Annotated in this window: 21 protein-coding genes and 2 pseudogenes; 6 read left to right on the plus strand and 17 right to left on the minus strand. The window is 47.0% G+C overall.

The genetic code is table 11. From position 1 onward, the window contains the following. From JCM12296_RS19310 to JCM12296_RS19325, 4 genes are all read left to right on the plus strand, one after another. Positions 1-881, plus strand: an 881-nt coding sequence (locus JCM12296_RS19310) for an HD-GYP domain-containing protein (protein ID WP_157067750.1), incomplete at its 5' end; no start/stop codon positions are given. Then, on the plus strand, positions 871-2,310 hold the full coding sequence (locus tag JCM12296_RS19315) for an efflux transporter outer membrane subunit (RefSeq protein ID WP_157067751.1): 1,440 nt from the start codon (positions 871-873) through the stop codon (positions 2,308-2,310). The genes JCM12296_RS19310 and JCM12296_RS19315, both read left to right, overlap by 11 nt. Before the next feature lie 193 nt (positions 2,311-2,503). Beyond that, positions 2,504-3,625 carry an efflux RND transporter periplasmic adaptor subunit gene (locus JCM12296_RS19320; RefSeq protein ID WP_054696750.1) on the plus strand — a complete coding sequence of 374 codons (1,122 nt, stop codon included), beginning with the start codon at positions 2,504-2,506 and terminating at the stop codon, positions 3,623-3,625. A gap of 10 nt (positions 3,626-3,635) precedes the next feature. Continuing rightward, positions 3,636-6,722 (plus strand): efflux RND transporter permease subunit, encoded by a 3,087-nt coding sequence (locus JCM12296_RS19325; RefSeq protein WP_054696753.1) that lies wholly within the window; start codon positions 3,636-3,638, stop codon positions 6,720-6,722. 51 nt (positions 6,723-6,773) lie between these two features. Here the strand turns inward: JCM12296_RS19325 and JCM12296_RS36720 are convergent. The 5 genes and pseudogenes from JCM12296_RS36720 to JCM12296_RS19345 all read right to left on the minus strand — a co-directional run. Continuing rightward, positions 6,774-6,887, minus strand: a pseudogene (locus tag JCM12296_RS36720) (ATP-binding protein); the annotation flags it as partial. 24 nt (positions 6,888-6,911) lie between these two features. Further along, positions 6,912-8,042: an aldo/keto reductase gene (locus JCM12296_RS19330; protein WP_054696756.1), complete on the minus strand. Its 1,131-nt coding sequence runs from the start codon at positions 8,040-8,042 to the stop codon at positions 6,912-6,914. Between the two features lie 101 nt (positions 8,043-8,143). Beyond that, positions 8,144-9,295, minus strand: a complete 1,152-nt coding sequence (locus JCM12296_RS19335) for an iron-containing alcohol dehydrogenase (protein WP_054696759.1) — start codon at positions 9,293-9,295, stop codon at positions 8,144-8,146. A gap of 65 nt (positions 9,296-9,360) precedes the next feature. Then, entirely contained in the window at positions 9,361-10,416 is a 1,056-nt protein-coding gene (locus tag JCM12296_RS19340) for an alpha/beta hydrolase (protein ID WP_083456314.1), read from the minus strand. Between the two features lie 223 nt (positions 10,417-10,639). Then, positions 10,640-11,098 carry an AAA family ATPase gene (locus JCM12296_RS19345; protein ID WP_054696762.1) on the minus strand — a complete coding sequence of 153 codons (459 nt, stop codon included), beginning with the start codon at positions 11,096-11,098 and terminating at the stop codon, positions 10,640-10,642. Between the two features lie 341 nt (positions 11,099-11,439). On the opposite strand from JCM12296_RS19345, the gene JCM12296_RS19350 reads away from it, so the two are divergent. Next, a complete protein-coding gene (locus JCM12296_RS19350) occupies positions 11,440-12,396 on the plus strand; it encodes a LysR family transcriptional regulator (protein ID WP_054696765.1) in 957 nt (318 codons plus the stop codon). 298 nt (positions 12,397-12,694) lie between these two features. Here JCM12296_RS19350 and JCM12296_RS19355 read toward each other — a convergent pair whose 3' ends face one another. The 11 genes and pseudogenes from JCM12296_RS19355 to JCM12296_RS19395 form a co-directional block, all read right to left on the minus strand. After that, on the minus strand, positions 12,695-13,129 hold the full coding sequence (locus tag JCM12296_RS19355) for a pyridoxamine 5'-phosphate oxidase family protein (protein ID WP_054696767.1): 435 nt from the start codon (positions 13,127-13,129) through the stop codon (positions 12,695-12,697). A gap of 350 nt (positions 13,130-13,479) precedes the next feature. Beyond that, positions 13,480-13,602, minus strand: a pseudogene (locus JCM12296_RS50645) (IS3-like element ISAfe17 family transposase); the annotation flags it as partial. A 2-nt stretch (positions 13,603-13,604) separates the two neighbouring features. Continuing rightward, a complete protein-coding gene (locus tag JCM12296_RS19360) occupies positions 13,605-14,261 on the minus strand; it encodes an alpha-hydroxy-acid oxidizing protein (protein WP_172683991.1) in 657 nt (218 codons plus the stop codon). After that, positions 14,222-14,773 (minus strand): alpha-hydroxy-acid oxidizing protein, encoded by a 552-nt coding sequence (locus JCM12296_RS19365; RefSeq protein ID WP_083456316.1) that lies wholly within the window; start codon positions 14,771-14,773, stop codon positions 14,222-14,224. The genes JCM12296_RS19360 and JCM12296_RS19365 overlap by 40 nt, the downstream gene beginning before the upstream one ends. Positions 14,774-14,811: 38 nt before the next feature. Further along, positions 14,812-15,402: a UbiX family flavin prenyltransferase gene (locus JCM12296_RS19370; protein ID WP_054696798.1), complete on the minus strand. Its 591-nt coding sequence runs from the start codon at positions 15,400-15,402 to the stop codon at positions 14,812-14,814. A 211-nt stretch (positions 15,403-15,613) separates the two neighbouring features. After that, the gene (locus JCM12296_RS36725; protein ID WP_083456317.1) at positions 15,614-16,126 is read right to left on the minus strand and encodes a YbhB/YbcL family Raf kinase inhibitor-like protein; all 513 of its coding nucleotides are present in this window, start codon (positions 16,124-16,126) and stop codon (positions 15,614-15,616) included. A gap of 1 nt (position 16,127) precedes the next feature. Beyond that, complete coding sequence (locus JCM12296_RS19375) at positions 16,128-16,694, minus strand: universal stress protein (RefSeq protein ID WP_054696776.1); 567 nt, start codon at positions 16,692-16,694, stop codon at positions 16,128-16,130. Between the two features lie 99 nt (positions 16,695-16,793). Then, on the minus strand, positions 16,794-18,671 hold the full coding sequence (locus JCM12296_RS19380) for a TRAP transporter permease (protein WP_054696779.1): 1,878 nt from the start codon (positions 18,669-18,671) through the stop codon (positions 16,794-16,796). A 165-nt stretch (positions 18,672-18,836) separates the two neighbouring features. Further along, positions 18,837-19,823 carry a TAXI family TRAP transporter solute-binding subunit gene (locus tag JCM12296_RS19385; RefSeq protein ID WP_054696781.1) on the minus strand — a complete coding sequence of 329 codons (987 nt, stop codon included), beginning with the start codon at positions 19,821-19,823 and terminating at the stop codon, positions 18,837-18,839. A gap of 28 nt (positions 19,824-19,851) precedes the next feature. Then, positions 19,852-21,306, minus strand: coding sequence for a class I adenylate-forming enzyme family protein (locus JCM12296_RS19390; protein WP_306304094.1), 1,455 nt, complete (start codon positions 21,304-21,306; stop codon positions 19,852-19,854). A gap of 314 nt (positions 21,307-21,620) precedes the next feature. Further along, entirely contained in the window at positions 21,621-23,177 is a 1,557-nt protein-coding gene (locus JCM12296_RS19395) for a UbiD family decarboxylase (RefSeq protein WP_054696789.1), read from the minus strand. Positions 23,178-23,451: 274 nt separating this feature from the next. Between JCM12296_RS19395 and tnpA the strand changes: the two genes are divergently transcribed. Beyond that, positions 23,452-23,679 (plus strand): IS66 family insertion sequence element accessory protein TnpA, encoded by a 228-nt coding sequence (gene tnpA / locus JCM12296_RS50650; protein WP_422698919.1) that lies wholly within the window; start codon positions 23,452-23,454, stop codon positions 23,677-23,679. Between the two features lie 485 nt (positions 23,680-24,164). Here tnpA and larC2 read toward each other — a convergent pair. Then, on the minus strand, positions 24,165-24,902 hold a 738-nt coding region (larC2, locus tag JCM12296_RS19400), incomplete at its 5' end, for a nickel pincer cofactor biosynthesis protein LarC2 (protein WP_157067753.1).

Raw genomic sequence — 24,902 nt, forward strand, 5'->3', positions numbered from 1 at the left:
GCCTAATGTTTAAATTTAAGGACGAATTTTATTTCCAGGTCTTCAGCCCCATCCACGATGATCAACAGTTCCTTGGTTATGTCGGCATCTTGGTCGCAGTGGGCACGAAGATCCTGCATCAATTCCGAAAGGCCCTGATCATTGCGCTGCTCCATGCAATCGGAACAATTTCAACCATGACATTGGTTTTATTCCCGTTGATTCATTCGTCATACCGGAAACTTCGGCGAAACAGCCGCGAACTCCTGAAAAGTCATCTATACACCATTAAAGCATTGGGGAATGCCATTGCCAAGCGGGACAGTGAGACCGACGAGCACAACTTTCGGGTCACCTACTTTAGTTTGTGTCTGGCGGAACAGTTGCATTTATCCGCGCAATCCATACAGTCACTGGTCAAAGGCGCATTCCTTCACGATATAGGGAAAATCGGTATTCGGGACAATATTTTATTGAAACCCTCAAGCCTTTCGAATGAGGAGATTGCGATTATGAAAAGCCATGTGGAACAAGGGGTTAAAATTGTCAACGATATTCCATGGCTGGGAGACGCGATAGACGTTATTCGTTTTCATCATGAAAGATATGACGGAAGTGGCTACCCTTCAGGGATTATAGGGGAGCAGATACCTATCGTCGCCCGAATATTTGCTGTAGTGGACGTGTTTGATGCCTTAATCTCTGAACGACCATACAAGCACGCCATATCATACGACAATGCGATTGAAATCCTAAAACAGGACTCCCGACGGTTTGATCCGTTGGTACTTTCCAGGTTTTTAGAAATCTCAGAAGCACTATACAATGATAGAATCACGATGAAGAAAGTAGAACTGGAGATGCATTTGATAGGAAAACTATCCAATTATTTTGAAGTATAAACAGATGGTTCACATGAAATTGCTTAACACAGCGGTTTGTCTTCTTGGCATGTGCATAATACTGGGTGGTTGCGCTGCGGTCGGGCCAAACTTCAAGAAACCGGAAGTAAATCTATCTGAACGCTGGCAAGAAGCAGACACCTCGAAGTTGCCAGAAAGGATAACGTGTAGAGAAGATATCACCGATTGGTGGACGGTATTCAATGACCCGGCATTGAATTCCCTGGTCGAAAAAGCTTTAAACCAAAACCTGACATTACAAGTTGCCGGTCTCCGCATTTTTGAGGCAAGGGCTGAATTGGGGTTTACGACCGGCTCGTTATACCCCCAACAACAGCGGTTGCAAGCCGGTGCCTCCCGCGTAAGGTCCAGTAAAAACGCGGCAAACACCATGCAGGTGGACACAGACTATGTCGACTATGATGTCGGCTTCGACGCAGCATGGGAGCTTGATTTTTGGGGGCGCTATCGGCGTGCTATCGAGGCCGCTGACGCCGGTCTCCAGGCTTCTATTGCCGACTATGATAATGCGATGGTCACCCTTGTGGCGGAAGTGGCGCGAACGTATGTCCTGATCCGTACGCTTGAGACGCGCATCACTCTCGCCCGGGAGAATACCGAAATTCAACAGCGATCGCTTGAAATCGCCCGGAGAAAGTTCAAGGGCGGCATCGTAACTGAGCTTGACGTACAACAGGCCATGGCTTTGCTAAAAAACACCCAGGCGCTTGTGCCTCGTTTAGGAAAAAATCTTCAAGAAGCCAAGCATGCACTCAGTGTTCTGTTGGGCCTGCTTCCCGGGGAGCTGCCGGAAAGCCTCGTTGATTCAAGAAAGGTTCCCATGGCATCTCCCCAGGTTGACGTGGGCGTTCCGGCCGAATTGCTGCGCCGCCGCCCGGATATTCGCAGGGCGGAGATGCTGGCCGCGGCCCAGTGTGGTTTGATCGGGGTCGCCAGGGCCGATCTTTATCCTCATTTTACCTTGATCGGTTCCATCGGGCTTCGCGCAAGTAAAGCTTCGTTCACCAAGGCCGGTGGGATTGATGGTAGCAATTTCAATGACCTGTTCAGTTCGGACAGCTTCCAACTGTTTGCCGGCCCCTCCATTCGGTGGGATATTTTCAATTACGGCCGGCTCAAAAACAGAGTACGGGTACAAGATGCCAGATTTGAACAGTTAATCGTTCAATACCAAAACACCGTGCTGAATGCTGCCCGCGAGGTGGAAAATGCAATTGCAGGTTTTCTCAAATCTCAAGACGAAAACACCTTTCTAAAAAGTAGCGTCCAGGCTTCAAGGCGAGCCGTCGATATCTCACTCCTTCAGTACCGTGAGGGCTTGGTGGACTACCAGCGGGTGCTGAGCGCTCAAAGCTTTCTAACCCAGCAACAGGACCAACAGACGTCGCTTCATCCTTGGTCGCCTTGAACCTGATTTCGCTATACAAAGCGCTTGGCGGGGGATGGGACATCCGACAAGAAAAAGGCTTTGTTTCCAAGAAGATAAAAAAGAAGATGCGCCAACGCACCGATTGGGGAAACCTGTTGGATTAGTCCATGGTAAATCCGACGGGTATATTCGGTCACGAAAGTTCGGTTAGAAAATCCGGGAGTGCCTGTTTATGAAAACGCAAAACCATTTTATTTTAGCCATCCTGCTTTCCGTACTGTTTTTTGGTGGTTGCGGTGAAGAACGAACCGTCGAAAAGCCCGTGGTCGCTCTGGTCAAGGCGATTCAGGTTGCAAGTGGCGCCAACTTCGTCGAGAAAAGCTTTCCGGGAAAAGCGTCAGCGGCGCAGGAAGCCAATCTTTCGTTTCGAGTATCCGGACCGTTGATCCGGTTTCCCGTAAAAATCGGGGATGAAGTACGAAAAGGAGATTTGCTGGCCCGTATCGATTCTCGTGATTTCGAAGTGCGGCTCAACAATGCCAAAGGGCAATTGACGCGGGCCACGGCGGCGTTGACGTTGGCGGAAATGGAATATGCCCGCGTGCAAAGGACGTGGCAGCAGGATCGGGGGGCGGTGAGCGAATCCATGATCGATCAACACCGTGAAAATTATCATCAAATCAAAGCCGGTATGCAATCACTCGAGGCCTCGGTCACCGCCGCCAAAGACGCCTTGAGCGACACCCTGCTGCGGGCGCCCTTCACCGGAATAGTGGTAAAAACCTTTGCTGAAAACTATGAAGACGTCCAGGCCAAAATTCCGGTCGTCCGCCTGATCGACATCGCCGACATTGAATTTACCGTGGACATTCCGGAGGATGATATTTCCCGAATTCCCCAAGTGGAAAAGGCGCTGATCCAATTCGATATCTATCCCGATAGGAATTTTTCCGCCCGCATAAAGGAAATCGGCAAGGAAGCATCCGAAACAACCCGCACCTACCCGGTCACCCTGGTGATGGCGCAGTCCGACGATATCAAAATCTATCCGGGGATGGCCGGACGCGCTCGTTTTGCGAGTGGGGCTAATTCCAAAGAACTTCACCCTGCGATCGAGATTCCCTTGTCCGCGATCTTTAAAGGTTCGGGAGAAAGCGATTTTGTATGGGTCATCAACCCTGAGAGTCGAACCATAAAGCGGCGCCAAATGAAGCTCGGAACGCTTACCCGTAACGGGGTGACGGTTCTTGAAGGCTTGGCCTCCGGAGAATGGATCGTCACCGCCGGGGTCAACACCCTTAACGAGGGCCAATCCGTTCAAATCCTGCGGTCTGCAAAAGTCTCGAGAAATTGAAGGAGCGAACATGACTCTTCCTGAGATCGCAATAAAGAGAAAGCCCATTACCCTTTTTGTCGCCGCGCTGCTGTTGCTTGGCGGAATCATGAGCTATCTCAACATGGGCTGGCTGGAGGATCCCGAATTCACGATCAAGACGGCGGTAATCTCGGTGGCCTATCCCGGCGCCTCGGCCGAAGAAGTGGAGATGGAGGTGGCTGACCGCATTGAGACCAAGCTCCAGGAAATGGAAGAAATCGATAATATCTCTTCTCTTTCAAGGCCCGGCCTTGCCATCATAAAAGTCGACATCAAAGAGAAATACTGGTTTTATCGTCTTTCCCAGATCTGGGACGTGATGCGCAAAAAAATTCGCGATGTGGCGGCCACGCTACCGCCGGGGACGGCCACGCCGCAGATTAAGGACGATTTCGGGTACGTGTTTGGTTTTCTGCTTGCCATTTCCGGAGAGGGTTTCACCGCCGCGGAAATTGAAAGGTGCGCAAAAAACCTGCGCAAGGAACTAAAACTGGTCAACGGCGTGGCGCGGGTGGATTTATGGGGTGTGCGGGAGAAGCGAATATATATTGAAGCTGCCGAATCACAATTGACCCAACTGGGCATCACCAAAGAAGACCTTTTCCAAACCTTGCAGCTACAAAACAAGGTGGTGGATGCCGGCAGCCTGGATATCGGGTCGAACCGCCTGCGAATCGCCCCCACGGGCGCCTTCCAGGCGCCGGATGACATCCGCAATATCGTCTTCAGTCCGGGGCGGCGGAATCCGCGGGGAAAAGACGAGCTGATTCGCTTGGGAGACATCGCCACCGTCAAGTCGGGTTATGCCGACCCACCCCGCAACCTGATGCGGTTCAACGGCAAGCCGGCGCTGATGCTGGCCCTTGCCCCGGTTGACGGCGCCAATGTGGTCGAGGTGGGCCAAACAATTGATCGCCGCCTGAAAGAAATTTCCGCAAAGTTGCCTGCGGGGATCCAGGTGACCAAGTTCACCTGGCAGGCTGACAGGGTGGAGGAGTCCATCCATGGCTTTCTGATCAACCTTGGCGAGTCGGTGTTGATCGTTCTTCTGGTGCTGACGATCAGCATGGGTTGGCGTGCGGGCCTGATTGTCGGTGTGAGCGGATTGGTCCTGGCCATTTTGGGGACATTTATCGTTATGTGGACGGTGGAAATCAATCTGCACCGGATTTCCCTTGGCGCCCTGGTCGTGGCCATGGGAATGATGGTGGACAATGCAATTGTGGTTGTGGATGGATTCATTGTGCGCCGCAAGCAGGGCATGGAGCGCGCGCGCGCGGCCATAGAGTCCGCTTCGATGCCGGCCTGGGCCCTTTTGGGGGCCACCGTGGCGGCCTGCATGGCCTTTTTCCCTATCTTTTTCTCAAAAACATCTGCCGGTGAATATGCCGGCGGGCTGTTCAGTGTTATCGCCATTTCCCTGTTGCTGAGTTGGCTCTTATCCCAGACGATCACCCCTCTCATGTGTATGACCCTGCTACCCGACCCCAAGAAGACAAATGCAAGCGCAGATGTCTACGGGGGGCGTTTTTATCATCTGTTCCGGACCTTTTTGCATAAGGCAATCCGTTTTCGGGTGTTCTTTTTGGGAGGAATGGTGCTCCTTTTTATTGCCTCCATTGGCGGCTTCGGCCAAGTGCCGATCATGTTTTTTCCCGACTCGTCCCGGCAGCAAGTCATGATCGATTTTTGGGAACCGGAGGGGACCACCATCCAAAAGACCTCGACTGACCTGAAGGGCGTCGAAAGCCGCCTGCTGAAACTTCCGCAGGTTGAAAACATCAGTTCCTTCATCGGGGAAGGTCCGCCGCGCTTCTACCTGCCGGTCAGCCCAGAGCAGCCCTATCCTTCCTATGCTCAGATCATTGTTAATACAAAAACCCTGGAAGGGGTAGGTGATGTGATGAAGGACGTAGAGCCCTGGTTAAAAGAAAACTATCCGCATGCGCTTACCCGGGTGCGACGATATGGTGTGGGACCGTCGGACGACTGGAAGTTCGAGGCCCGTTTCAGCGGGCCGGCAGAGGCCGACCCGGTTATTCTCCGTTCCCTGGCCCAAAAGGGGATGGTCATCCTGGAAGCAAGTCCTTATGCCAAAGAGGTCCGTACCAATTGGCGTCACCCGGTCAAAAAGATTGTACCCGTCTATGATCAGAAAAAAGGAAGATGGACCGGTGTTTCCCGCCAGGATTTGGCGGATACGACCCAGCGGGCCTTTGATGGGCTGGTCGTGGGCCAGTTCCGGGAAGGAGACGATTTGATCCCGCTGGTATTAAGGCACCGGGAGGAAGAGCGCCGCGCCGTGGCGGAACATCTGGGACAGTTACAGGTGACACCGAGCCTTTCCACTAAAAGTGTTCCTCTGGCTCAGGTGACTCAAGGCGTGCATGTGGCCTGGGAAGACCCGATTATCTGGCGTTGGGACCGCCGTCGGGCGATCACGGTACAATGCTCACCCAAGGGAGTCACCTTGCCAACTTTACGCGACAGTGTCCTCGCCGATTTCAATAAAATCGAATTGCCACCTGGCTACAAACTGGCGTGGGACGGGGAATATGACAGCTCTAAGCGTGCCGCCAACGGCCTGATGCCCGGGGTTGTACCAGCCACGGTTACGATGGCGCTTGTTATCGTTATGCTGTTCAATGCGTTTCGACCGCCAATGATTATCATTCTGGCCATTCCTTTTGCCTTCATCGGCATCACATGCGGAATGCTGCTCACAGGCAAACCGTTTGGCTTCATGGCCATTTTAGGCGCCATGAGTTTATCCGGAATGATGATCAAGAACGCAGTTGTTCTGTTGGATCAGGTGGACATCAACCTAAAGGATGGAATGAAACCCTATCCGGCGGTGGTAGAGGCCGCCGTCGCCCGTCTCAGACCGGTGCTCAACGCTGCCGCAACGACCGTATTCGGCATGACCCCTCTTCTGCAAGATGTGTTTTGGGAATCCATGGCTGTCACGATTATGTTTGGACTCGCCTTTGGCACGATCCTGACCATGGTGGTAGTGCCGGTACTCTATACCTTTTTATATCGACTTTACCCCCGTCGGCAAAGGGCAGATGGTTGACCATGTCCATGGTGGATGAAAAAAGGGTTTTGATCCCGCCTGGGTGACCGCCTAGGCAATCGCCTTGGCGAGGAAGCTTTTCCCCACGCCGGGATTTCCGATCAGGATGACATCTTTTTTCTCCTTGATGAAGGAAAGCCCCATGAGGTTCCGGATTTTCGTTTTCTGATTTTTTCGGAAGGCGTGGAATCAGTGCCCGAACAGAATTTGTGCTTCTTTCATTTTGTCTCTTACCGCAACATGGAAGGGGCAATTCTCTTCACAGGAAGCGCACTCGACACATTCCCCGGCCTTATGTTCCAGGTTCAGATAATGTTGATGTGCCAGCTTGTCACCGACCTGGGCCAGGTCCAGGAACTTGTTTACCCTGGCGATGTCAATGTTGGAGGGACAGGGCAGGCAGTGGTTGCAGTAGACACACCGGCCCTGCATCCCCTCCAGGTTCATATCCGCTATGACTGAATAATCGCGCGCTGCGTTCCCGGCATTATAGTAGGCTGCAAGCCCCTTGAGTTCATCAACTGAGGAGATGCCAACCATACAGGAAAGCACGGCTGGCCTGTCCAGGCAGTATTGAATGCATTGGGGGATCGTCAGCGCCCGTTTAAACGGCGAGGTCCGATCATCCAGCAGCCTTCCAGCCCCGAGCGACTTCATGACAGTGATACCCACGCCCAGCTTTTCGGCCAGGCGGTATAATTCAGCCCGCTCCTGGGCCACACTCAAGGCGTTAAGCGAGCTGAGATCTTCTTCCAGCGGATTATGCGTGACGGGATCAAGGTCATAGGCCGGGTTGATGCTGAACATGAACAGGTCGAATTCGCAGTCCTCAAGGAACTTCCGGCTGATGTCGGGCCGGTGCGACGCAAAGCCGAGTTTGCCGATGCGCCCCTGACGTCTGAGCTTCAGGGCAAACGCATAGGTGCCTGATGCAAAGACGTTGTTATAATCGTCGATATCGTCAACATAATGAATGTAGCCGATATCGGCGTAGTCCGTCCCCAACGCTGCAAGCTGCCGTTCAAAGCCTCCGGCGACCTCGCCTATTTCCCGGGTCCGCTTGTACTGGCCATCCTCCTGGAAGGTGAGGCCGAGGTGCAGGCCGAGCATGAACTTGTCGCGCCGGCCTTCCAGAGCTTTGCGCACCTTGGGGAAAACGTCGGCCGTTTCCACAGCCAGATCGATGGTGTTGAAGCCACTCTCCAAAGCGAAGTCAACCATCTCCACCATCTCTTTTTCAGATACGGCATGCAGCTTCGAGCCGCCGATGCCGACGGTGCTTATTCTCCCCGCTCCCTTGGGGAAATCGCGGTATTCCATTTATGACTCCCTTATTTCTGCATGAACTTTTCCGAATCGTCTGAATTTCTTATCTGGTTCGCGTAGCAGCCTCTTTCCAATCCCGTTTAAATGGATGGGTACTATTTAACGGCCAGTTTGAGAATCTTGGCAATCCTCTCCTTGGAATACACCTGGTCCATTCCCCAGAGTTTGGCGTTACCGAATGCATTCTCGGCAATGGGATCGACGGTGTCTTCGGAAAGGCCGGCCTGGGCAAAGGTCACCGGTGCCCCGATGGAGGTGAACCATTGGGTCAGTCCGGCAATACCTTCATCGGCACTGTCAACATCGAAAAGTTTCTTTGCAAAACGCTCGAATCTCTCCAGCTTCTGGTCCTTGATCTCTTGCATCCATGCGGGCAAAACCACGGCAAGCCCTGCACCGTGGGGGACGTTGTAGAGTGCCCCCATGGCATGCTCGATCATATGGGTATCATAGGCGTTGCCCTCGACACCGACAAAGGTGTTGCCGTTCAATGCCATGGTGGCGGCCCAGGCAAACTCACCCCGTGCGTCATAGTCCTCCGGGTTGTTCATTAATGCGTTCGTGGTGCGCATGACGGTTTCCAGGATGTTCTCGATCAGGGCGGTGGTGTAGCCCGGCAGGTAGCTTGCCGTGAAATAGAGGTCAAGGCAGTGGGAGAAAATATCGACGGCGGAATAGGCCAGATACTCCGGTGTAACAGAGGCCATCAGGTCGGGATTGATGACGGAAACCTTTGGAAAAAGAAGCGGGGCGCCGATGGCGTATTTCTGTTGTGTTTCACTATTGGTCACAACACCATAGGGGTTCATTTCACTGCCGGTGGCCGCAAGCGTCATTATCGAGAAAACGGGAAGCGCTTCTTTGACTTCGGCTTTGCCGACAAAAAAGTCCCAGACATCATTGTCATATTTTGCACCTGCCGCAACGGCCTTCGCAGAATCCAAAACCGAGCCGCCACCAACAGCCAGAATTCCTTGCAGACCGTTTTGTTTGACGACTTCGATTGCGTCGCGAACACGACTGATCAACGGATTGCTGATAACGCCACCAATTGTTTCGAAACGAATACCTTGCTCCTCAAGCGATGCCGTGATGCTGTCGAACAGTCCATCCTTTTTGATCCGATCCGAACCGTGCAGGACAAGGACACTGCCTACGCCGAACGCCTTTATATATTGTCCGATATTCTCTTCTTTTCCCTTGCCAAATTCAATTCTCGTAGGGTTGTAAAAAGTAAAATCTCTCATGGTGTCTCCTTGTTAATATTTTTTCGAACTATCTGTTTATATAACAGTATTCTTCAAGAATCATGCTATTTCAAATTCTCTTTGAAAAAAGAAGTGAGCTTGTCGAATGGAATCATATCCATCCTGTCATACAGATCAATGTGTCTTGCTCCGGGAACAATATAGAGCTCCTTTGGCTCGGCAGCCATTTCATAGGCATCTTCCGTAAAATATCTGGAGTGCGCATTCTCGCCCATGATAAACAAAATCGGTCTGGGGGAAATGGTATCGATGTAGTTCATCAAAGGAAAATTCATAAACGCCATATTACTTGTTTGCGTAAATGGACCGTGTGATCTTGGATGATGGCCACGCGCCATGGCATAATATTCCCAAAACTCACTCGAAATTGGATCTAAGCTTTCCGGAATTGAATCCGTCGGTTCACTGGGGAATCCTGCGGGCAATAGCGGACTGCCGTTTTCAAAATCTTTCCAGCGCTGTTCTCCGAGCGGGTCGAGGGTTTTGTTGCGCTGTTCATCTGACATGCTATCTTTCCACCCATTACGTATGACACGGCTCATATCGTACATACTTGCCGTGGCAACGGCTTTGATGCGATGGTCAACCTGTGCTGCGGTAATGGCAAACGCGCCACTACCACAAATCCCGATAACACCGATTTTATTTCTGTCTACGTACGGACGTGTCCCGAGAAAATCCACTCCCGCACTAAAATCTTCAACGAAGATGTCTGGTGATGAAATGTGTCTTGGTTCGCCGCTGCTTTCTCCATTGAAGGATTCGTCAAAGGCAATCGCGACAAATCCTCGCTCCGCCATGGTCTGCGCATAAATTCCGGCCCCTTGTTCTTTAACACCGCCATAGGGCGTGCCGACGATAAGGCCTGGGTATTTTTTTGATTTATCTATGTTTTTCGGAAGATACAGATCGGCGGCCAAAGTGATTCCGTATCTGTTGGAATATGACACTTTTTCGTGAATGACCTTATCGCTTTTGGGAAAGGTTTTATCCCATTCCTGGGTGTCTGCCGCCACGGCAACGCCAGAAATGAACAAAAGCGAGGCCAGAACCGCTGAGATCAATTGGGACCAATGCGTCAATCTTAGTTTCTTTTTCATTTAAGAAAACTCCCTTCATTAAAAAGAATTGTTTCCGTAAAAAGAATTGTTTCCGTTTTTAATTTTATAATAATGCCCGAGTTGTTGACTTTGAATACCTGATCTTCTCTATTAATTGCCTATTCATGCATTAGTGTCTGTCTTTAGGATACAAACCACGAAAAACGCTTAAACCTGATTGAAAAAGTGGGCCTTTCTTGTCCCTTCCAATGGGATTTGTGTTTCAATCGCGCCACCGCATCGACGAATGAGCTGCATTGAGTGACAGCAATGACCAAATCGATGGGATTGAAGTTTTTCTCGCAGTCAAAACATCGGAGAGCGCATGCAGGGCAAAGTGCATGTTGATGCGATGGGCCAGATCGGTCTGCGAGGCACGGCTGAGGGGATCCCTGAGGCTGTCCTGGCCGCATAAGACGATTTTCAGAGATATCCGTTCATCGATGGAGGAGATCAACAGGCGCAGGTCGGTCAGGGGGTGCGGATCGATCAAATGGGCTTCGTCGATGATCAACTGGGTACATTTTTTGTTTTGTTTGATCCGTTCGAGGATCTGCAGCAGCATGCGGTCTTTTCCCATCCTGGGTTTTTCGCCGAGTTTGGTGACCATGAACCTGAAAAAGGCATTGGCCTGGATGGGGGTGAGATGAAGGTAAAGCGGACATCCGGTTGTCGCCGACATGCGTTCCCTCCTTGAAATACTTACCCACCACGCTCTGACCGCTTCCAATGGTCAACTCACTTAAAGCAACAGTACTATTCCTTTCTTCCATTTTTTCCCTCCAAAGTTAAATATTATGGTATAATATTTTTCCTATTTCCTTTAATAATTATGTTTTTCATTGACAGTTTTCCTGTAATCCATCAAATTAGTAGTTAATTGCTTAGAATTCAGAAGGACCAAAAGCAACTCAATTAATTCCATAGGGGTATAACCTTTGGTTATTCGTCTCTCATAAATATGATTGAGCCAGAAGCGAAGCATGGCTTATCGTCTCCAACTTATGCGAAGATCGCCGTAACATGCTTAACTTAAACCAATTACGTGTCTTTTGGGAGATGGCCAAATCTCTTAATTTTTCTATTGCAGCAGAAAAACTTTGTGTAACGCAGCCTGCCATATCCAAACAGGTTAAAAGTTTTGAAGAATTCTGCGATTTTAAACTTTTCATCAAACAAAGAAGAAAAATATTTTTAACAGATGAAGGGAAAAAGCTATTTGTCTATGCATCTCAAATCTTCGAAATGGAAAGACAGCTTGAGGAAGTAATAATCGGGCTAAAAAACCTGAAGCACGGTGCCCTGAGAATCGGGACAACTAAAGCCTATGCCCAAAGATTCATTCCACCTTTGTTAACGGTTTTTCAAAAAGAATTCCCAAACGTAATAATAGATCTCGATGAAGGCAGTTCTTTGGAAATGACCCGAAGTTTATTCGACTTCAAGAATTCCCTGGTTATTGCGGCGAAGATTGAACATCATCAGGGAATTCAATTCGTTCCGATAATGGAGGAAGAGGTTCTGCTCATCGCAGGCCCGGATAATCCTTTATTAAAAAAAGGAGCTATAAATTTTTCTGATTTAAAAGGTGTACCGATTGTGATGAAGGAGATAGGGTCTGGAACCAGAAAACTTGTAGAAGAACATTTTGTCAAGCATAACATAAAGCCAAATATTTTCGCCCAAACGAGTAACATGGATTTCATTAAGCAGATGGTCAAGATGAATAAGGCTGTGTCTTTTGTTGTCAGGTGTGCAGTTGATAAAGACTTATTAGATGGCAAACTATTTGCCGTTTCATTAAAAGACAAAAGGCTATTTTTGGAAATTTATTTTGCCTACATGAAAGATTTCGAACTTCCATATATCGCAAAAAAATTTTTAGAATTTGTAGTTTCTTTAAACTGCGGAGCACAACTCCCCAGCGGACTGCAGTCTGTCCTAAACAAACTCCCCCAATCGACGATTCCTTTGAAGTGATGGGGTTTTAATTATGATACCATACCGTCTCTTCTATAATGCCTAACCCCAAAAGCCACGATGCAGAATGAGGTTCCAAATGCTTTTGAAGCATGTATTACAGGCTCCTGGTTGTAAAGCAGCATGTCCTTTCCAAGAAATGGGCAAGAACTGCAGGAATCGCTCAAAATCGTTCTCTAAAAACCTCAATACGGGTAGTAAAACCCCGTGTATTTGGCTGAATCGGACTTCTGTATGGGAAGGGCACGTTGAGCCTAAAAGATAACTTCTTCCCGGAATCCGAACCTGATTTGATTATCTAAAAAAAGATCTTATCAGGGTTAAAGCTGTAAAGTTTCACTCGAAATCGCTTCACAAAAGCTTCCAGATCCAGAGCCTCTCCAGGTTCAAAAAATTCCTTAGTAAATCTAAACTTAGCGTTATAAGCCCTAACCGCTTGAATAGCCGTGAAGCCGATGCCGGCAGAGCGAACACGACCGATCATCTGAACGCCCTTAATTTCTTGCCATGAGCAAACAAAAGGATAAATGGTGGCTGCTGCGTTGCCAGCTTTTAGAGACTCACTAATGTGCCGAGAATTCTGTTTAGAAAAAAAATACATGGCACCTTGATAAAAAACATAGTAGACAGGGGCAACCCATGGCCCATTTTCCCCGGACGAAGCCAATGCCATTGTGTACTCAGAATTGATAAGCTGCTTGGCACGCGCCTGAAGGTCCCGTTTATCCGTCATGGTTTACTCCTTCGAATGGTTTGTCACCAATTGCCATCGCCGATCTAACCCTTCATTATTCCTGACGATCTGTAAACGTCAAGATGACTGGCATTAAGTTTCTTTCAGGATATGTTTTAACACATCTTCTTCTCTTTTTCTTCCCCATTTTATTCCCCTCCCAGGCATTCAAACCGACATCCATTTATGGGAAAATGGTTCGCAGGAGGTTCGCGACCAATGCCAGGTCATTAAACAGAAAAAATGTCGTGATCACCATTATAGTACTGAACTCACTTGGCAAGCCCCAGCTGGAGCGACTTGCCGTCCTCAAATGAATGAAGGTAGATGAACTGGCGCTAAAGGGGCCACCATAGCCGCTCCACAAAGATATTGTCCTGACAGCGGCCCCGGCCTTTCATCCGGCCTTCCATGCTGATAGCCACTTGGTCTGTGTTGAAAATCTTGGGTACCCCAAAACGACTCAGTGCCTCTGTCATATTGCATAGGAAGATAGCTGTAGCAGAGCCACCTGTTTGAGTGCAGCGATATCTTTTGCTCCGACAAGGAGCATGGTTTTTTTCAAATCGTTAGCGATTTGCAATAAATACGACACTACATCGCAGTGTGACCGAATGGCGGCTTGGAGCAAGGGCAGGGCAAACCCTACAAGCGAGGCGCCCATGGCAATAGCTTTGGCACATTCGATACCTGTGCGCATGCCGCCGGAGGCGATCAGAGGAAGATCTACGGATTGCCGACACCGCTTCAGGGATTCCGCTGTAGGAATCCCCCACTCGTCAAAGGTTTGTGAGTTTTGCTTGTCGCGATAAGCTTCAACCTTCGTGAAGGAAGTGCCACCGGCACCCGCTACATCAATGCAGGCAACGCCGGCTGAAGCCAGGTTCCGGGCGGTCTCAGCATCGATCCCGCAACCGGACTCTTTTACGATGATCGGAAACGGGGATTGCGCGCAGACGCGCTGGATGTTGAAATACACATTCCGCCAATCAGTGTCCCCTTCCGGTTGGCACATCTCCTGTGCCGCGTTCAAGTGAATGACCAAACCATCGGCACCGATGGTTTGAACCATGTTAATGATGGTTTCGGTATTCAACTCTGAAAGCTGAGTAGCGCCAATATTTCCAAACAACAGGATGCTGGCGCCAACTCACGGATCTGGTAAGTGTTCGTAAGTTCGGGATTCTTCAACATCGCCCGCTGTGATCCGACCCCCATGGCGATGTTGAGTTCGGCGGCCGCTCTGGCTAAATTCCGATTGATCTGAATCGACTTCGATGATCCCCCGCAGAGCGCTTCAATGAAAAAGGGGAGCGATAGGTGTTTGCTTAAAAACGTGGTTGATATGTCTATATCTGCAAGGTTAACTTCCGGAAGCGCTTTATGATTGAAATCGTACCGCTCGAATCCATTAGTTTTGCGAAAGCACACGTCCTTTTTGAGACAGATTGAAATATGCTCATTCTTACGCCGAGGGATCTGCCTGCTTTTTGCGGAAATGGGTTGGGTGGGAGCCCTGGGTTTCGGCGGGCCAGCATCTATCGAATCTGCGGCACAGCGGACAGGGCCTTTCCCCATGCAATGCTCGGCATCTTGCGACCGGCAGGATGTTTTGCTGAATCGTTTTCCTTCAAGCGCTGTCATGACTGTACCCTATCTATTAATTCAAAAAAGTCATATTGTTACACGATACTCGCCGTTATACTGTCCATCTCAAGGCTTCCCCAGCGGCGAAACAGGTTATGGTCAATGTGAAACATATCCAAGACTTTTCCAACGAGGTGGTTGACGATGTCGTCTATTGTTTTGGGCATACAGTAAAATGCAGGTATTGGTGGTAAAATCGTCGCTCCGAGATCGGCGGCCTGCATCATCAACCGGAGATGGCCTTTGTGAAAGGGAGTCTCCCGGGGGACAATGACCAGTTTGCGATTCTCTTTTAGGGTGACATCGGCCGCTCTGACCAGTAAATTGTCGTTATAGGAATTGGCGATACCCGACAGGGTTTTAATGGCACATGGAATCACAACCATGCCTTCGTTGAGAAAGGACCCGCTGGCGATATTGGCTCCGATATTCCTATTCTCATAACAAGTGTGCGCTAAGTCTTCCACCTGTCCGACAGTCCATGACGTTTCTATTTCGATAGTTCTCCTGGCAGCGTCTGAAATCACCAAATGGGATTCGATATCCATCTTGGAAAGCACTTCCAAAAGCCGGATACCATAAATCGCACCCGAAGCACCAGACATGCCCACAACGATTTTTTTCAATTTTACCTCTTGTTGCATACTATTTGTTGAAGTTCGTGTCATTATAACATGAGACCCGTTGAGCATTTATTCATTTGGTCTCTTCTTTCATCAGGGCAGCAGAGATATTGATTTTTTTATTTTCATTGCTCACAACTAGGGTCGACGCGCCTGCAAGAAAAAGATACCATTCGGTTTTGTAGACCTTCGTGCAGCCATAGCGCCAACTTTATCATGATGGTAATTTGTCAACTGCTGGCCCATAATGACCAATCAAAGTTGTTGTTAGTATTGTGAGGGGAATAATAAATTGACCGAAAGATGTAATATCTGCTGATTCCGGGATGTCTATCTGACTAGATTTAATTGCATATAAAGTAAAGACGTATCGATGTGAGGCGTCAGGCGGCCACGGCCCTCCATACCCTTTCCCATATCCAGGTATTCCAAACGTAACATAATCATTGTTAAGTTCTTTGGCACCATTCGGAAGTACACCTCCGGGGCTGACGCCTTCTTCAAGTCCGTCAATATAGGATGGAATGTTGTAAATCAGCCAATGAGCGAAAACCCGTGGAAATCCAAACTCGGAAGGTAAATCAGGATCTGTCACTGCAATTGCGAAGCTCTCGGTCCCTTTAGGCGAATTCTCCCAAGCCAAGGGAGGTGATACAATATTTTTTTCTGCATATTTTGAAGGGATTAGACCGCCACTTTGGAAAGCTGGAGACTTTAATATGAACATTTTAGTATTCCTTTTTCTCGACAATGTATGAGGATTTATATTTTTCTGATACCTGCGGAACAATAAAAATTGGCACATCTGCAATCTGTAATATACCTTTTGCAACACGGCCGATAACGTTGGTTTTCTTGGAACCTTTTTTTTTATGTGGTCCAATGATAATCACATCGCATGACACTTCATCAGCAACCTTTGAAATTTCCTCGACAACACTACCCGCTTTAATAATAATGTCTTTCACGGCAAGTACTTCTGTGTTAAGATTGTCATTTGCCAAATTACAAAAAGTAGTCAACGCATTTCTGATCATCTCAGCGTCGCTTCTTTTGCCAATAAGAACATTCTTAATACCTATTTCTCTTTTTTCCTTTAACTCATTCCATAATTGTTCTCCCAAAAACGTTGAAAGACTATACTCCACGGGAAGTGGATCTTTTTCGATTACATGAAGTATCGTTATTGTTCCCCCATGACTTGCAGCTAAACTAGCTGCGTATAAAAAAGCGTATCGTGAATTCTCTGTAAGATTGGTAGTGAATAGAATTTCTTTAAATAAAGGTATGTCCATTGTTTTCCTTAATCAATATTGTGTCGTTTACGATTTTTTAATGTACATTAATTTGATAATTCCGTTAAAAACAAGATGACTCTTAAAAGATAAATTTAATCAATAAACATTCTCACCAGTTAATCTATGATTGTTATACTTTTTGCGACGGTTGATATATAGTACAGGTAAAACAAGACATACAGCAACTATACTGGATAGTTTTTCTGGAAATATAAGAAGAAACCCGCCTACAATCATTATAGCATTTTCGGCATAACCAAGTCGAGTAAACAACCATCCGGAGACTCCTGAGCATAACGCAAAAACGCCTAACACTCCCGATGTTATAGCAATTAAAATATTAAAGATTGTCCCTTGAAATAGAATGGATGGGTCATAAACCATTACAAATGGAATTATAAATCCTGGAATTGCATATCGAAATGCTGCAAACCCCATTTTAATGGGGTTATCTTCTGCAATTGCCGCAGCCGCATAGGCTGCAACTGCAACAGGTGGTGTGACTGCAGATATGGCTGCAAAATATACTAAAAATAGATGCGCTGAAAGCATTGGAATACCAAGACTCATAATTGCTGGGCCACAAAGAACAGCCGTCAAAATATATACGACAGGTAGAGGCATTCCCATTCCCAATACAAGTGCAGAAACCATGGTTAAGCATAGGGCCAGAAATAGGCTTTTCCCAGCCATTAAAACAACGATACTTGTAAATTTTCCCCCCAGACCCGTTAATACGATCGAACCAACAACAATCCCCGCGCAAGCACAAGAAGTTACAACGGATAAAGACGTCCTTACGGTGCTCTCCAGAGTATCCAACAATCGAAATAAGTTAATTCTTGTTGTTTTTCTAAAAAAGCTTGATATTAAAATTAATATTGAAGCTGTAACCGCGCAAAGTGCGGGCGCATACCCTTTCATTAATAAAATGATAAGTGTTAATATTGGTACGATGTATTGAAATCCAATTGGTACCGTCTTAAGAAATTGTGGCAGTTCATCTTTTTTGTATCCAGCTATTCCGGTTTTTGATGCCTCAAAATTAACGATTAGTGCTGTAGATAGAAAATATAAAAGGGCAGGGAAAAAGGCTGCTTTGCAGATATTTCCATAAGGAATTCCTGTCATCTCTGCCATCAGGAAAGCGGCAGTCCCCATTACGGGGGGCATTAAAGCGGCGCCAGTACAGGCAACAGAAGTTATGGCACCAGCGAAAATCGGTGAAAATCCATTTGATTTCATCATTGGAATCATAAATGACCCGACTGTCGCGGTGTCTGCCGTTGGACTACCTGACATCATGCCAAAGAGAGCGGCTGCAAAATTTCCAATATGGCCGGCAGCGCCTTTCATCATGCCAAAAAGAGACATTGATATATCAACGAAAAATTTTGCTGCACCAGACGCTTTTAAAAATGAACCGAACATTACAAATTGTATTACAAGTGTTGCAACCACGGCAATGGGAGTCCCAAGTATACCGTCAAGTGTGAAACAAAAGGTTTCAACGATATCACTATAACTAAATTTACCGTGGCTGAATAACCCTGGTAAGTGATGGCCAAAACTGCAATAAATAATTCCAACCAATGCAATAATGACAAGAGGCATTCCGATGGTTCTTCGCGTGGATTCCAATACGATCAAGATCATCGTAATACCTAAAGCGAACTCGAAATTTGTCAGTTCTCCCATCATAGTAGGGCGGAAAGCAATATCATGATAATTCCAAAAAATGTAAAACCCAATGAATAGAGAAATAACGGATAAAGATATATCAAATAATGTAATCTTCCTCCCTACCCCTTTGAATGGCACATAGAAAAAAACCAAAGATGTTAACATGGAGAAGCTTATCGCATAATTTGCAAGCGGCATCACGAGCCCGAAAATGCCCAAATAAATATGGTAACCAACTGTTATGACGGCTATTATCCTTGCAATTTTTTTCAACACATTGTCTAACGTCATAATAGTCTCTTAGCTTTCGTTTAATATTAATAGATCTGTATGAAATGGCTTAAGAAAACTGCATCGTTACAGATAAGACAACTGCCTTTACGTTAGTTTATGCCCAATCGAGTTTGCCTATTCCAAGCATAAGGTTATATTTATTGAATTCAATTTTAAATCCATTTATTTAATTGCACCAATTTCTTTGTAAAATTTTTCTGCCCCAGGATGTAGAGGGATACCACTTAACGACGCCATAAATGCAGGTTCCAGATTTTTAAGTGCTACATGAATTCCAGCTAAATATGATCTCTTTTCATAAATGGTTTTCGTCATCTCGTAAACAAGCGCATCAGGTAACTTTTTATCACACGCTAATATATTTCGAGAAGCAACGGTAGAAATATCTCTATTTAAAAATTTATACGAGCTTTCCGGTATAATCTTTTTTTGTATTCCAAATTCTCGCTCTAATTTAAGGATAACATCATCGCTCAACGATAGAAGATCGATATCATGCGTACCGGATAGCTCTTGAAAGTGTGTTGTTGGAACTAAGCTACATCCGCTTAAGGAATCAAGACTCCCACTTCGTATTAAGTTTATTGATTGGCTATAGCTGTTGAAAACGATATTACCGCCCCATGATTTGATCAAATCATAACTAAAACCATATTCCTTGAATATCTCGTCACATAGAATTTCCATGAAATTCCCCTTCTTGTTTGGGGAATGCCTTAATGGATACTTTAATTTCAAAATATCGTTAAAAGTTTTAATACCTGTTTTGTTTAAGATCACAAATTGAAAAGGCTCTTCAAACAAAGCAGTAATGCCCATTATTCCATCGGTTTTACTATTAAATGGCGGACGTCCTTTAATCGCTCGAAGCCCTGTTGCTGCAACACCCAAAGCTAATTCACAAACTCCTTTTTCAAGTCTCATAAAATTAGTAGCATCTGTACCGGGCGTTGTTGAAACCATCAGGCCAGGTATTCCTTGCCTAAACGCTTCAGCCAAACCTTCGGTTACCGCACCCCAAGCGCCTCCTGCGGTTCCTCCACTAATTGTAATTTGCTTATAGGTATCATCACATACACCAATTCCTTGAAATAGAAAGATAACAACAATAAAATATAAGATAGATGCGAAGGATTTAATTTTTTTCATTTACGCCTCCAATACTTTATGTCAATATCTAAGTATCTATGACTTTAATCAATTCACTTTTAATTACTTTTCCGTTTTGATTTCTAGGTAGAGACGATAGGAAATAGATTTTTTTTGGAATTTTAAAATCCGGAAGGCATGCTTTACAATGGTCAATCAATTCCTTTTCTGATATTTTAAATCCATCTTTTTGGGTTACAAAACCAACCACTTCTTCTCCGTAAATGTTATCGGGAACGCCTATTATAATGGCTTCATTTACAGCAGGATGCTCCATTATACGGGAACTTATCTCTAACGGTGAGATATTTATTCCTCCTCTAATAATTAAATCTTTAGCTCTCCCTGTTATAAAAATATATCCATCATCATCTGCATATCCTAGATCACCAGTGGCGAATCCTTCTTTTGGGAATTCTACAAGGCCTCCATCCTCGCCTAGGTACCCCATTCCAATTGATTTACCAGCTACAACCATCTCGCCATTTTCACAATTGCAGCACTTAGTTCCATTATTTTTTATAAAATGTATTTTTTTATATTTAAGAGGCAATCCCACAGATCCGAATCTTTGATTTGATGGTGGATTACCTGCCATCCATCCAGCCTCGCTCATTCCCATCATTTGATTGATTTTTATGCCGTACATTTCTTCGAACCGACGATGTGTTTCTTCTGGAAGAGGGGCCGAACTGGAAGTAATGAACTTTAAAGAAGGAACATCTCTTTTATTTAGACTAACGCTACCGTTTATCATCATGTTTAAAACGGCCGGAACGCCAGCAGAAATTGTTATATCATAGTCTTTTAACCAATTTGAAAACCTGCTGATAGAAAACTTTTTACCCAAAAACAAAGTGCTTCCTTTCAGCATAGAAGACAATATGGTAAGAAGTTGTGCAGAAGCCCAGCTATACGCTCTATACTCTAGAACCCTATCGTTATCGGCAAGCCCAATCCTTTCACTTATTTCATCTGCCATTAAGAATAAAGCTTCCCTAGATATTAAAATACCTTTTGGCACAGTTGTTGTTCCGGATGTATATAATATCTCGGCGATGTCTTCACTATTACCACGACAATCTTCGAATTTGTCGCTTTGATTATTAATAATTTTTATAAATTGGTTATCACTGTCACAATTTTTGAAAAAGTCAGGAAATGACATCCATATGGCCGTTTCCTTTCCCGTCTTGCCAAGACTTCGATCGCTATCGTAAAAGACTAATGATGGTTTCGTAAGGTTTACAATTCTGAAAAGGTTTTCATCACTTTCTTCAAAAAATATCGGATTAAGAATAGCCCCATAATTCAGTATTCCAAAATAAAGGATTATTGTTTCTATAGAGTTTTTCCCAATCAAAGTCACTTTATCACTTTTCCTCAACTCTATCTTTTCCAATAAATTTGCTACTTTATTACTCCATTTATACATTTCTGCAAAAGTTATGTTTTTATCTTGATCGATACTTTCTATAAATATCTTTTCTTTATATTCTTGAGAATTTTTTTTTTAGTATATCGTGCCAACTTTTTAAAATGGCAAATATCATTCTGCATATTGACTCGCTTGTTAAACAATAATTTAAATATTGATAATCATAATTAAGCAGGATTCACGTTTCGGTTCGTAGACATATAATGATTATGTTGAAGAACCGAAACGTGAATCCATACGGATATTTTGGTAAGTCGACAATTTCGAAAAAAAAATGATAAGATTGATTTTTCAATCCATGCCAAGATAAAATGACTTATGTGATGTTAATTTGACATGGATTGCTTAAGCTTGATGTATCATCGCCCCGTTTTGGCAAGGATCTTGACCCACCCATCCATGAAGCTTTTCCCCAACTTAATCTGTTCCGCATTGAAAAACTTATCCGGCGGAACTTCTTTTATCGGGTAAACAGGCCGGTGGAAGTCTTCCTCATAGCCAAACGGGATGGTGGCATCGATCGCCATGCCCCCCTCGAAGCGCGTGTTGGATGCCGTCCAATCCTTGTCGCCTGCCGTCATCCGCTCCGCCGGCATAAAGGTCTGGCCAATGCCGCCCGGTACCGGGCGCACGATATCGGTCTGGGGATTGACCCGCGTCACCAGCGCCCACATGATATCGTCCATACTGTAGATATCCACATCCGTATCCACGGCGATCGCCATGCGCATCCCCTGGTTGCAACTCAAGATTGCCGACAGGAAATTGCGCTGCCAGCCTTCTTCAATAACATTTCTCTTCTTGACCTGGATGACGCACCCGCCCCAATCCGTGAAGCAATAAGGAATACTGACGTCCTCTATGATTCCGGGCTGGAGGCGTTCACAGAGCTCAAAGATCGCCGCCTCACGGACTGTCGTGTCGATATTGCTGTCGTCGAGAGTATGCACGCCAAGAGGAAATATGATTGGTTTGCTTTCCGGTTTCCGCATCGTGATACCGGTTACATGAAAGGTTGAAGCCTTGTAGGCCTTGCCCATATAGCCAGGCCATTCGGGATGGAACCAAGCCTTCCCCTGTTTTCCAATTTTTTCCGCCTCGGTGGTTTCAAACCTGCGGTCCTTGGGCTTCAAATAACCCTCGAGTACCAACTCCGCATCTGCCAAGGCATAGGCGTCCGGAATCGTCCGGCACTTGACAATCCGCAAGGGGCTGCCCTGAATGGCGCCCGCAATCCCGAGTTCATCGCAGCCCTTGGGCAAAATCACATAATCAAATCCGGACCCCGCCATGAGATTTGCAGCCGGCGGGATGCCGAAACACATGGTGATGGGAATCCCTTCGGGTTTATTGTAGTGCTCCATCTGGACCTGCCACATGTGAGAACCCGGCGCGGCATTGAACGTCCCTACGTTGCCCCACCTGAAGGACATTCTGTTGTAGCCGACATGCGTTCCCTCCTTGAAATACTTACCCACCACCACGCTCTGACCGCTCCCAATGGTCAACTCACTCTCCAAAGGCGTATGCCGGATGGCCAGAACCCACTTGTTGACGTCCAGATCGTCCGTGATTACATGCTCCTGGACGGGGGCCTCCTCCTGCGAAATCTCTACCGGAGCCAGTGGGTGTGTCATCGCATGAGCCAGGGCCTTGGTCCTGTCCGCATCATCGGACCACCCGAACATCTTGTTCATCACGGTGGCATTGGCAAAAAGATTCGTAACCGCCCGCAAGTGGCCATAGCCCTTGACATTGTTAAAAAGGATGGGAAGACCTCCGTCGAAGTGCTTCTGAATTCCAGTAATCTCAAGATCGCCGTTCACTTCTTTGTCGGTCTCCAGGAGAAGACCTTCGGATTTGAGCCATTCCAGCGCGCTTCGCAAATCAGTTAAAGCAGCAGTACTTGTTTCCATGACAACACCTCTTTTTTTAATTAGAAGAAATATAAGAAAAGGTTTTCAGGTAAGGCTTGATTGCAACGTATAGACAATAAAAAATTATTTCAATTCATTTATTTTTATAGTATTATAACTTTTAGTTAAAAATATTTATTTATGACGCCTATACTCCGCCCCCCGTGACAGGATAGTTGCCACACGTAAAGGCCCATTAGGCTGGCGTTGACACAGCCCATCCGCATGACGAAAAACATGACAAACGTAGCTTCTGGGAACACCATCTTGAACAGTGGCAACAAAAAGCGGTCTGAGTCAGCGGGCCTATTGCCACACGCACTTTCTCAAACCGCATCGATTTTATTATCGGCGGCGGCGTATATTGAGCCTGAGACCACAGCCTGAGGTTTCGTTTCTACCGGTAACGCTATCGTCGTCGCGTGACCGCCATTCACAGGCCGTGCGCATTCTCCTGCCCACGGACGAAGTCGTTTCCATGGGTATGAAAAAGTTGGGATGACTTCTCGTTGGGTTGGATTATACACACGCGCATGCGCGCATGAACCACCTTTTGCCAGCTGAAAAAGCCATGGCGGTAAATAGGCAACTACCAATAGGCTTGAGCTGCGACAAAGGTCATTTGGAAGTATTTATGGAAGGTAGGAGATGTGCAACGGGATATCCGGCCGGTCCAGTACCAGCAGCTTACTTTCCGCACTCTTTTTTTAAGGTTTTTTTACTCACTCTTTCTTACTTTTACAGATTGACAAATACTTCCGTACTGGCATTCATTGCTTGTAGGGATTCAAGCTGAAGAGGAGAAGTGAAATGAGCAGTACCATCCCGATCACCTCAATATCGATCACGACATCGAGATGATATTCATAATCGATCGGCGTGCGTGATTTTCCTTTGGTAGGTCTTCCCCTGGGGGATTTGGCAACTGCTTTGATTTCATACTGCAGCTTGTGATAGCTGTTGGCAGGTGATTGACCTCAGAAAACGTCAGATTTTCAGGAACCAGTTTTTCCATTTTGCCCTCTCAGCGTTCGAGTTGAAACCTGTGAGGGCATAACGATCGGAAAAGGATGATCCGGATCTATTGGTCGGCCATGGACAGGGCCTGACACTGGCTTCCGCCAGCACGATCTTCAAAGGCACCTGGTGTTCGGCGGCGGCCCGTTTGCAATCATCGTACTCGGGCGTCAGGTTGACCCGCTCGCCGCCCAGGATGGCCATCTTGCAGGTGATCGGGCCAAAGCGGGTGTTCACCGTGACGAATTCGCGGGTTAGCGTAAAGCGGTTGTCCAGCCGCCAGCGCAGGCCGATGGTGGTGGTTTCGCGGAAAAGGAGATCGGCGAAACCGGCCACCGCTTCGGGCCGGCAGAGAATCGTCAAAAGGGTTCCGGTGCGGTTCTTCTTCATCTGCACCGGCGTCATGAAGATGTCCAGGGCGCCCATGGCCAGCGCCTTTTCCATGAGATGCGCGTAGATCTGGGGGTTCATGTCGTCGATGGTGGTCTCGATGGTCGCGGTCTGCTCACCGGCAAAGGCCCCGCCGGTCCCGGGCGCCGTGCCGATAAAAACCCGCAGCAGATTGGCGATGGCACGATCGGCACGACCGGCACCAAAGCCGATGCGATCCACGATCATGGGTGGCAGGGGGGCCGAAGTCGTCGGCCAGGGTCGTGAGGATGGCCGCGCCCGTGGGGGTGAGCAGCTCACCGTCGATCCCGTTGGAAT

It is taken from the genome of Desulfosarcina cetonica JCM 12296, assembly GCF_001311845.1.
GTDB lineage: Bacteria > Desulfobacterota > Desulfobacteria > Desulfobacterales > Desulfosarcinaceae > Desulfosarcina > Desulfosarcina cetonica.

What these genes read in the sequence shown, in the direction of transcription:
- JCM12296_RS19320 (WP_054696750.1), top strand. Translation starts at nt 2,504, where the DNA reads ATGAAAACGCAAAACCATTTTATTTTAGCCATCCTGCTTTCCGTACTG.
- JCM12296_RS19325 (WP_054696753.1), top strand. Translation starts at nt 3,636, where the DNA reads ATGACTCTTCCTGAGATCGCAATAAAGAGAAAGCCCATTACCCTTTTT.
- JCM12296_RS19330 (WP_054696756.1), bottom strand. Translation starts at nt 8,042, where the DNA reads ATGGAATACCGCGATTTCCCCAAGGGAGCGGGGAGAATAAGCACCGTC.
- JCM12296_RS19335 (WP_054696759.1), bottom strand. Translation starts at nt 9,295, where the DNA reads ATGAGAGATTTTACTTTTTACAACCCTACGAGAATTGAATTTGGCAAG.
- JCM12296_RS19340 (WP_083456314.1), bottom strand. Translation starts at nt 10,416, where the DNA reads ATGAAAAAGAAACTAAGATTGACGCATTGGTCCCAATTGATCTCAGCG.
- JCM12296_RS19345 (WP_054696762.1), bottom strand. Translation starts at nt 11,098, where the DNA reads ATGTCGGCGACAACCGGATGTCCGCTTTACCTTCATCTCACCCCCATC.
- JCM12296_RS19350 (WP_054696765.1), top strand. Translation starts at nt 11,440, where the DNA reads ATGCTTAACTTAAACCAATTACGTGTCTTTTGGGAGATGGCCAAATCT.
- JCM12296_RS19355 (WP_054696767.1), bottom strand. Translation starts at nt 13,129, where the DNA reads ATGACGGATAAACGGGACCTTCAGGCGCGTGCCAAGCAGCTTATCAAT.
- JCM12296_RS19365 (WP_083456316.1), bottom strand. Translation starts at nt 14,773, where the DNA reads ATGACAGCGCTTGAAGGAAAACGATTCAGCAAAACATCCTGCCGGTCG.
- JCM12296_RS36725 (WP_083456317.1), bottom strand. Translation starts at nt 16,126, where the DNA reads ATGTTCATATTAAAGTCTCCAGCTTTCCAAAGTGGCGGTCTAATCCCT.
- JCM12296_RS19375 (WP_054696776.1), bottom strand. Translation starts at nt 16,694, where the DNA reads ATGGACATACCTTTATTTAAAGAAATTCTATTCACTACCAATCTTACA.
- JCM12296_RS19380 (WP_054696779.1), bottom strand. Translation starts at nt 18,671, where the DNA reads ATGACGTTAGACAATGTGTTGAAAAAAATTGCAAGGATAATAGCCGTC.
- JCM12296_RS19385 (WP_054696781.1), bottom strand. Translation starts at nt 19,823, where the DNA reads ATGAAAAAAATTAAATCCTTCGCATCTATCTTATATTTTATTGTTGTT.
- JCM12296_RS19395 (WP_054696789.1), bottom strand. Translation starts at nt 23,177, where the DNA reads ATGGAAACAAGTACTGCTGCTTTAACTGATTTGCGAAGCGCGCTGGAA.